Source organism: Sphingomonas sp. (genome assembly GCF_050725575.1).
Classification (GTDB): Bacteria; Pseudomonadota; Alphaproteobacteria; order Sphingomonadales; family Sphingomonadaceae; genus Sphingomonas.
The window spans coordinates 59,749-68,856 of the sequence record NZ_JBOHHW010000027.1 but is presented as its reverse complement, the minus strand read 5'-3'; the positions used below and the strand labels follow the sequence as shown (position 1 = coordinate 68,856).

The 9,108-nt window shown below is 63.0% G+C and carries 7 protein-coding genes; 2 read left to right on the top strand and 5 right to left on the bottom strand.

The features are described 5' to 3' along the window. Positions 1–285: 285 nt before the first annotated feature. From ACRECS_RS17410 to uxuA, 3 genes are all read right to left on the bottom strand, one after another. Positions 286–1,614 carry an MFS transporter gene (locus tag ACRECS_RS17410; RefSeq protein ID WP_431584208.1) on the bottom strand — a complete coding sequence of 443 codons (1,329 nt, stop codon included), beginning with the start codon at positions 1,612–1,614 and terminating at the stop codon, positions 286–288. A 26-nt stretch (positions 1,615–1,640) separates the two neighbouring features. Next, positions 1,641–1,841 (bottom strand): hypothetical protein, encoded by a 201-nt coding sequence (locus ACRECS_RS17405; RefSeq protein WP_431584207.1) that lies wholly within the window; start codon positions 1,839–1,841, stop codon positions 1,641–1,643. Positions 1,842–1,907: 66 nt separating this feature from the next. Beyond that, positions 1,908–3,074, bottom strand: coding sequence for a mannonate dehydratase (gene uxuA / locus ACRECS_RS17400; RefSeq protein ID WP_431584206.1), 1,167 nt, complete (start codon positions 3,072–3,074; stop codon positions 1,908–1,910). 141 nt (positions 3,075–3,215) lie between these two features. Between uxuA and ACRECS_RS17395 the strand changes: the two genes are divergently transcribed. Continuing rightward, positions 3,216–3,404: a hypothetical protein gene (locus ACRECS_RS17395; RefSeq protein ID WP_431584205.1), complete on the top strand. Its 189-nt coding sequence runs from the start codon at positions 3,216–3,218 to the stop codon at positions 3,402–3,404. Between the two features lie 37 nt (positions 3,405–3,441). On the opposite strand, the gene ACRECS_RS17390 is transcribed toward ACRECS_RS17395, so the two are convergent. Next, entirely contained in the window at positions 3,442–6,495 is a 3,054-nt protein-coding gene (locus ACRECS_RS17390) for a TonB-dependent receptor (protein WP_431584204.1), read from the bottom strand. Between the two features lie 217 nt (positions 6,496–6,712). Next, positions 6,713–7,459: a FadR/GntR family transcriptional regulator gene (locus ACRECS_RS17385; protein ID WP_431584203.1), complete on the bottom strand. Its 747-nt coding sequence runs from the start codon at positions 7,457–7,459 to the stop codon at positions 6,713–6,715. Between the two features lie 242 nt (positions 7,460–7,701). Here ACRECS_RS17385 and ACRECS_RS17380 point away from each other — a divergent pair, with 242 nt between their 5' ends. Continuing rightward, positions 7,702–9,096, top strand: a complete 1,395-nt coding sequence (locus ACRECS_RS17380) for a 3-keto-disaccharide hydrolase (protein WP_431584202.1) — start codon at positions 7,702–7,704, stop codon at positions 9,094–9,096. The last annotated feature ends 12 nt before the right edge of the window (positions 9,097–9,108 follow it).

Here is a 9,108-nt window from a genome sequence, read left to right as displayed (position 1 = left end):
TGCGCTTGGCAAGATCGATCGCGAGAATGTGAACGTCAGTCATGTGCTCCTCCTTCTCCAGCGCACTGTCGCGCCGGTCAGGCATCATACGATGCCGGGCGAAGGGGGCATCCACCCCATCAGTTCAATCCGATCGAGGGTCGCTTGGGCGAGGTCGGGCTGGGTCAGAGATTTCATGACTGCGAATGGTGGAAAGCGGAACGACTGCGTTGGAGCGCCGGCGTGCCGATTCCAGCCCTTAATTCATATGTCGGTGCAGATAACTGAACGCCTGCCAAACCGTGACTAAGCCGCCGTAGAGGTCCCTCGCCCGGCGGCTGAGGGAAGCGGGACGGTATTGTCGAGTCGCGGCAAGAGAAGGTGCACAATCAACAGCGCGACCAAATAGGCGCTGCCTGCCCAGAGGAAGACGGGGACGTAGGTTCCAACGGATTCAAGAACCTCGCCAACATAACGTGCCATGATCATGCCGCCGACCGCGCCTGCGGCGCCGCCAATGCCCATGACGGACGCCACCGAGCTCTTCGGGAAGGTATCGGACACCATCGTGTAGAGGTTCGACGACCAGCCCTGATGCGCGGCGGCGGCCACGCCGATGATCACGACGGCGGCGGTAAGGCTGGAAACGGTGCTGGCGAAGACGATCGGCAGGACGAGCACCGCAGACGCGAGCAATGCAAGCTTGCGGCCGGCATTGACGCTGTAGCCGCGCTTGATCAGCGCCGACGACAGCCAGCCACCGCCGATGCTGCCGACATCCGCCAGCAGATACACCGCGATCAGCGGCGGACCGAAGGTCTTCAGATCGAGGCCGTGGCGCTTGGCGAAAAAATCCGGGAGCCAGAACAGGAACAGATACCACACAGGGTCGGTGAGGAATTTCGCGGCAAGGAAGGCCCATGTGCCGCGATAGCGGAACAGTTTGCGCCACGGGATCGGCGCGGTGCCGGCATCGTTCCCCTGATCGGCGCGAATATAGGCCAGCTCCTGCGCAGAGACGCGCTTATGATGTTCGGGCGCGCGGTAGAAGGCCAGCCAGGCGGCAAGCCAGATGAAACCGAGCAGGCCGGTCACGACGAACGCGGCGCGCCAGCCGTAGTTGAGCGCAATCACCGGCACGACGATTGGTGTGGCGATCGCGCCGACATTGGCGCCGGCGTTGAGGATGCCTGCGGCAAGCGCGCGTTCCTTCTTGGGAAACCATTCGGCGACCGATTTAATCGCTGCCGGGAAGTTCGCGGCTTCGCCAAGGCCGAGCGCGAACCGCGCCGACGAGAAGCCGTTTGGGCTGCGCATGAGCGCATGGGCCAGCGCAGCAAAGCTCCACAAGGTGATCGCCGCCGCATAGCCGAGCTTCGAGCCGACCCGGTCGATCAGCGGCCCGCAGGCGAGCAGTCCGATGGCATAGGCCGCCTGGAACCAGAAGACGATCATGCCGTAATCAATCTCGGACCAGCCGAGTTCGGTTTGGAGCGTGGGTTTCAGGATGCCGATGACCTGGCGATCGATATAATTGATCGTCGTGGCGAAAAACAGCAGCGCGCAGATGACCCAGCGAACGTTGCCGCCGGCTTTCAACGGGCCGGGATCCGTCGCCTGTGTTGAACCGTCCACGCTCGCTCTCCCTGCGATTTATCCACTTACGATCGTCTGTCGAATGCTGTCAGTGCCTGGTCGAGCAAGGCGCGGTCACGCTCGCTTGGTGGCCAGTGTCCGGCCAGCACGCCGCGTTCGCCGAACATCGGATCGACGATCCCGTCGCGGGAGGGAACGCCGAAGCGCGCGAGATCGATGCCTTGGCTGTAGAGCATGCGGAACAGATAATGGTCGGGCGAGAGCAACAGGCTGGTGGCATCGCTCCAGGGCGCACCGGTGGAGAATAATCGGTTGGGTGCGCAGCGGGCGGGTCATTGCAGCGCCGCCATGTGCGCGATCCCGCGTTGCACCCCGCGCAGTTCGGCAAGCCCGCGCATCCGCCCGAGCAGCGAATAGCCTGGCAGCGTCTTCTTCGAGAGATCGTCGAGCATCTGATGGCCATGGTCGGGCCGCATCGGGATCGAGCGCCCCTCGCGCGTCTGCAGCCGATCGATTGCGGCGACGAGCGCAATCATGTCGGCATCGCCCTCGAGATGCGCGGCCTCATGGAACGCGTCGTTGGGCTCACGCTGGACGGAGCGTAGATGGAGGAAACCGATCCGATCGCCCAGCCGAACGATCATGCCCGGTAAGTCATTGTCGCTGCGCGCGCCGAACGATCCGGCGCAGAAGCACAGGCCGTTCGACCGGTTCGGCACGCGCGCGAACAGCGTCGCCACGTCCGCCTCGGTGCTGACCACGCGCGGCAGGCCGAACAGCGCAAAGGGCGGGTCGTCCGGATGAACCACGAGCCGGATATTCAGGGCGTCCGCGACTGGGCACACCGCTTCCAGAAACGCGACATGGTTGGCGCGCAGTGTCTCCGCATCGATATTCTCGTATTGGGCCAGCGCTTCTCGGAAGCGGTCGGCGGTGAACGTCTCCTCGCTGCCGGGCAGGCCCGCGATGATCGTTCGTTCGAGCCGGCCGCGTTCATCGTCGGTCATCGCGTGGAACCGGCGCGCGGCGCGATCGAGCAGGGCCGGCGTATAGTCCTTCTCCGCGCCCGGACGCCGCAGGATGTGCAGGTCGTACGCCGCCGCTGCTTCGAGTTCGAAGCGCAGTGCGAGCGCGCCGTCCGGCATTGGCCAGGCCAGGTCGGTTCGCGTCCAGTCGATCACCGGCATGAAATTATAGGTTACGGTGCGGATGTCGCACGCTGCGAGATGTTCGAGGCTTTCGCGATACCGGGCAATCAGCGCGTCCCAGTTCGCGTTACGGGTCTTTATCCCCTCGTGCACCGGAAGGCTTTCGACGACCGACCAGGTGAGGCCCGCTGTTTCGATCTGCGCCTTGCGCGCGGCGATCGCGTCATGTGGCCAGACGTCACCATTGGCGATCTCGTGCAGCGCGGTCACGATGCCGGTAGCACCGGCTTGGCGGATATCGCGCAGGGTGACGGGATCGGAGGGACCGAACCAGCGCATTGTTTCGGTCATCATCACCCGTCAGTCACCTCTCCGTCCGCGCGGACCTTTCGGGCCTCTTTGACCGCAGTCGATGCCCGTCTAACATCGTAATAAGTGGTAAGCCAGATACAAAGAAGTGGTAAGGCCATTTTGTCTGCCGAGAAGGCAAACATGATTATCGTCGATGCGCAAGGGAAGCCCAGCTTCACCTATTGGCGCAGCGACAGCGCGACGCGGCGGATGTTCGCGCCCCGCGACAATGCCGAGGTGCTGGCGGCGGGCGCCGAAGCCGCGACCTGCGATAAAAAGGGGGGCGCCGCACTTAGGCGGCGCACCCCGAGGGGTGATCGGCATCGGTAATGGGAAGAAGAGCGATGCCGATGGGGGAAGCCGGGCCTCAGAACTGGAAGTTGACCGCCAGCGCATAGGTCCGTCCGAAATAGGACGTGTACAGCGGATCCTCCCGCACCGTGTCGACGGTCAGGCGGTTGGTTTCGTTAGTGATGTTCGACACTTCGGCGATCAATTTGATGTTGTCGTTGATGTTGTACGAAGCAGAGGCATCGACGAAGATCGAACTCGCGTTCGAGGTCGAGTCCGCGTCGACCGAGCCGCTTGGCACCGCGGTCAGGAATGCCGCCCGGTAGTTGACTGTCGACCGGATGCTGAACTTCTCGTCCTCGTAATAGAGCGTTCCGCTCGCCGTCTCCGGTGACAGGCCGACCAGCGGCGCGGTGCGGGAAAGCGTCGGCGAGATGATGTAGTTGATGTTCGAGCGGACCCGCGTGAAGTTGGCGAGCGCACCGAAATTGCGCAGGGCGCCGGGCAGAAAGCGGAACGGCAGCTGCACATTCAGTTCGAACCCGCGCAACGGGCCGCCCGGCGTGTTGTTGCTGCGCTGGACGGTGAACAGGTCGTTCGGGCTGAGCTGCGTGCCATTGAGCAGCGTCAGGGGCAGGCCGATGTCCTTGAACGCGACTTGCTGGCTGGTCGTCTGGATGTAGGTCTCGATATTCTTGTAGAAATAGGCGACCGAGATCAGCGAGCCGGGCGCGAAATACCATTCGAGCGCTGCATCGAAGGTGTTGGCACGGATCGGCTCGAGGAACGGGTTGCTGAAGGATGCGGTCTGGATGACGAGGTTCGCCGACCCGGCCGGGATCAACTGCCCGTAAGCCGGACGGGACATCACCCGCGCGGCGGAAACGCGTGCGATGAGGTTGGAGGTGACGTCGAGCGCGAAGTTAGCGGATGGCAGCCAGTCGTCATAGCTGCGGCTGACCTGCGAGATGACAAAGCGTGAGGGATACAGCGATCCGGCCGGCGCGGCGGTGGTGATCGGTCCGTAAGTGTCGAGGCTGGTATGAACATAGCGCACGCCTGCATCGCCCCGCAGCGTGAACGGCAGGCTGTTTTCGGTGTTGAACTTCACCATGAGGTAGCCCGATTTGTACCGTTCCTCGACGCCGCCAAAGGTACCTTTTGCGCAGTCCACGCTGCAATAGGCGTAGCTGTCGAGATTGACGGCGTTGCGGAATTTGTCCGGATCGATCGAGACGAAATCCTGCAGCTGTCCGTCGAGATTCTTGCCGACCCCGGTCGTCACCGTGGTAAAGCTCGAGAGCGTGACCCCCGCCGGCAGAGTGAGCGGCGTGTTGGTGGCGAGTTGCCGCTCGCGTGCGGTGTATTTATTGGTGCGATACTGGCCACCGGCTTGCAGTGTGAAGCCGGGCGCAGCCTCCCATTCGCCGTTCAGCTCGAACGTCTTGCTGGTGATCGTGTTACGGCGAATGAAGTTCGACAATTGGCCACGCTGTTCACCGGTCGCGAGCGGTGGGCCGTATTGGAACAGCGCCGCATTGGTGGTGTCGATCCCATAGTTGATCTTCGGGATATCGGCATTGTCGCGAAAATCGATCGCAAAGTTACGCGTATCGTTCGAATCGATTGCCACCTGCAGCCGGTTAACATCCAGTTTGGATTGGTTGATGCCGGCCAGGCCGAAGACGCGGAAACGATCGGAAAAACGGTGATCTATGTTGAGATTTACCTGCTGGTAGGTCGAGGTGAACTTCTCGTCCTGCATCTCCGAGCGCAGATCGACGCCATCGAACAGGCCGTGGATCAGCGATCCATTGTCGTCGACCTCGATCTCGCGGACGGAGGTCAGCGGCTGGCCGTTGTTCGAAAGCGCGCGGCCGAACGATCGTGCATCGAACATCTGGTCGAGCCTTTTGACCTTGAAGCGCGAATAGAGGCCGTCGAGCGAGATGTCGGTATCATCGCTCGGCTTCCACTGCAGCGTCAGCGTGCCGGCGAGGCGTTCCTGGCTCTGGGTGCTCTTCACCGGCCGTGGCAGACGCGGCAGGAACACGCCACCGCCGGGGCGGCCGTTGGTGCCTACGCGGCTCATGATATAGTCATAGGCCGCGATAGTGCCGGTGCGCGGGTTACCGGTGCTGCAATTGTTGGCGTCGGCGCCGATCGGCGTGCCGTTCGGCTGCGCGTAACCCGCCGTGGGCGAATTGACCGCCACGCCACGGTATACGTAGCCCACCGGCGTGCAGAACGGGAGGATGAGGGAGCGGTTAGGACCGGCGCCGATCAAAGGGTCGGTCGGCACTCTCGGAACGGTTGATGGCGCTTCTTGGCCGTAGACGTAGGTCGGGACGACATCGACCGCGGAATAGGCATATTCCTCAATGTGCCGCTTTGAATAGGCGATGCTGCCCAGAATGCCGAAAGTGTCGCCGAACTTCTTCGAGACGAGCGCGGACAGGCGCGGATCGGCCTTTTTGCTAATGTCGTTGTAGATACCGCGCGCCGTGCCGGTCAGGACGAAGTCCTTGCGCTGGTCAAACGGCTTTGGCGCGCGCAGATCGACCGTCGCGCCGAGCGAGCCCTCCTCGACATCGGCCGACAGCGTCTTGCGGACCGACAGTGCGGAAAAGATCTCGGTCGGGAAGGTCACGAAGTCAAACGAGCGGCCGGTGGCGACGCCGCCGCGGATGTCGCTGCCGCTGACTTGCGATACGCCTTCCATGCCGTTGATCCGCACGCGCGTAAACTGCGAACCGAGACCGCGCACCGAGATGTTGCGGCCTTCGCCGCCATCACCACGCGACAGCGCGACGCCGGGGATGCGCTGCATCGATTCGGCGAGGTTCGAATCGGGAAATTTGCCGATGTCCTCGGCGACGATGCTGTCGATTGCCGCGACCTCCTGTCGCTTCTGGTTGAGCGCGCTGTTCAGCGAGGCTCGGAAACCGGTAACGACGATGTCCGCCTGATCCGCGGGCGTGTCCGCCTCGGGATTTACGGCCTGATCGGTTGCCGCAGCGGTGGGCTGCGTTGGCGCTTGCTGAGCGGCGGCGGCGGGGGCCGCGATCGCCAGACCAAGGACGCTCGTCGATATAAGCAGCGACTGCTTATCGAAGCCTTTGCAGGTCAAATACCCTCTCCCGATAGGTCCGGGCGTCCAGGATTGTCCGCCGCCCGTTATGTTCCGCCAGCTTATTTGTTCTGCTGACTGGATCGTCAGGTATCATCGCCGAGTAAATATGACAATATGGAATCATGTGGTCAGGCAATTAGCCTGGCCAATCTGAGATGCGCTTCTGCGGGAGCGATTATCCGACGGGAGCGCGCGTCGGAACGGCGGTAGCGGATCAGACGGAGCGGCGGGCGAGGGCGCGACGGCGTTGGTCGGTCGCTGCGCGGGCGCGCTCGACCGCTTCGGTCTCCGTGACGTCGAGAAGATGGTCGATTACGCGGGCAAGATGATCACGCATCGCGATGCGCGCGTCGATCGGCGATCGAGCCTCCAGCGCGCTCAGGATGCGACCATGTTCTTCCATGCGGTTTTCCGTACCCAGGCTGCCGGCCTTCAACAGTACCTCGCGCGCAAGAGGCGAGCGAAACCGCAAATCCCAGAAATCGGTAACGGCGGAAATGATCACGGCATTACCGCTTACCTCGGCGATGGCGATGTGAAATCGGCGGTCCGCGTCCTCCGCCGCCTTGGTGTCGTCCTGCGCCATCTGCGCCAGCAAGGCGCGCAATTCGGCCAGTTGCTGTTCGGTAATCTCGGTTGCGGCGACGGCAGCGACCTCGCCTTCGAGCAGGCGGCGCGCTTCGGTGATCTCGAACGCGCCGATGTCGAGTTCCTGGTCCGCATTGGCGGTGGACGAGGCGAGCACGAACACGCCCGACCCCTTGCGCGCTTCGACTATACCCTTCATCTCGAGCGCAATCATCGCTTCGCGGATGGTGGGACGGCTGACCTGGAAGCGTTCCGTCAGGTCGCGCTCGGCAGGCAGGCGAGAGCCGACCGTGAAGACGCCGTTCGCGATATCGGTGATGATCGCCTGTACGATCCTGCGGTAGAGTTTTCCGCCGCCTTCAATCGTCTGCATTTAGGTCCTCGCTCAATGGTGGCGGCAACCGCGTCCGCCGTCTCTACTTCGCGCTGCGCCAACCAGCGTCAAGCCTCGTCTAGTCTTATCGGAAGGTATGATAGGACGAAATGTCTTACAATCCTATTGCATGTGGTCCGACCACAATTTAAGCCAAGGATAGGAGAGGCCGCAGGACAACCAATGTCGTGGCAAACGATGTGAGCTCAACGTGCTCGCAGAAAAGAAAATAGGAGATCGCCGTGGCTCGTGGGCTTGCAATTTCGATCTTGGTGGTTGCGCCGCTGATGGTGCAGGCATCCGTCCGCGCAGCGCCGCCGGCACCAGCCGCAACGCGGGCCCAAGCCCCGTGGCGAGATATTACGCCGCGCACCGGGCTGGCCGGCTGGCACGTGACCGGTGGCAAAGCGGCCTATGACGTGGACAAAGGCGAGCTGGTCGGACACGCCGCGCCGGGGGCGACGAACAGCTGGCTGGTCTCCGACGCCCAATATGGCGACTTCATCCTTGAATTCGATGCGCAGACCGATCCGGCGCTCAATTCGGGCGTGATGATCCGCGGCCAGAGCCGGCCCGATTATCGTGACGGCGTGGTCTATGGCTATCAAGCCGAGATCGACCCGTCGTCGCGACGCTGGAGCGGTGGCCTTTACGACGAGCAACGTCGCCAGTGGCTGCATACGCTCGGTCGCAACGAACCGGCGCGGCGCACCTTTCGGTCGGGTGAGTGGAACCACTATCGCGTCGAGGCGATCGGGACGCGGCTGCGCACGTGGATCAACGGCGTGCCCGCCGCCGATATTGTCGACGACATGGATGCGCGCGGTTTTATCGCCTTCCAGGTGCACGCCATTCCCGACGCCGCGGCGGCGCGCCGGCCAGAGGTGCGGTTCCGCAACGTGCAGATCATCACCGACGCGCCGGCACGCTACGCACTGCCCGCGACCGGGCTCGAGCAGCAGGGGTGGCTGTCCAATCGCTTGTCGAGCGGCGAACGGCGCGCCGGCTGGAAACTGTTGTGGGACGGCGTGACAGGCACCGGATGGCGCAGCGTCAAGGCTCCGGGCTTTCCAAAATCCGGCTGGTCGATGGCGAGCGGCGTGCTCCGGGTAACGGGTGGCGGCGGCGACATCATCACGACCCGCGACTACCGCAATTTCGAGCTGTCGGTCGATTTCCGCCTGACGCCCGGCGCCAATAGCGGGATCAAATATTTCCTCGATGCCAACCGACTGAAGAGCAAGGGCGAGGCGATCGGCCTCGAATATCAGCTGCTCGACGACGCACGCCATCCCGATGCCAAGATGGGCCGCGATGGCAACCGGACGCTCGCATCGCTCTACGACCTGATCACTGCGCGCAACCTCTCCGACCCCGACAGCCCGGGCAAGCGCATCAATCCGCCGGGCGAATGGAACCGTGCGGTGATCGTGGTGCGCGGCAATCATGTCGAGCACTGGCTGAACGGGTTCAAGATGGTCGACTATGACCGTGGGTCGCCGGCGTTTCGCGCGCTGGTCGCGCAAAGCAAATATGCCGACGTGCCCGAGTTTGGCGAAGGGGAGCAGGGGCCGATCCTGCTCCAGGATCATGGCGACGAGGTCGATTTCAGATCGATCAAGCTGCGCGAACTCTAGGAGGGGATGGAT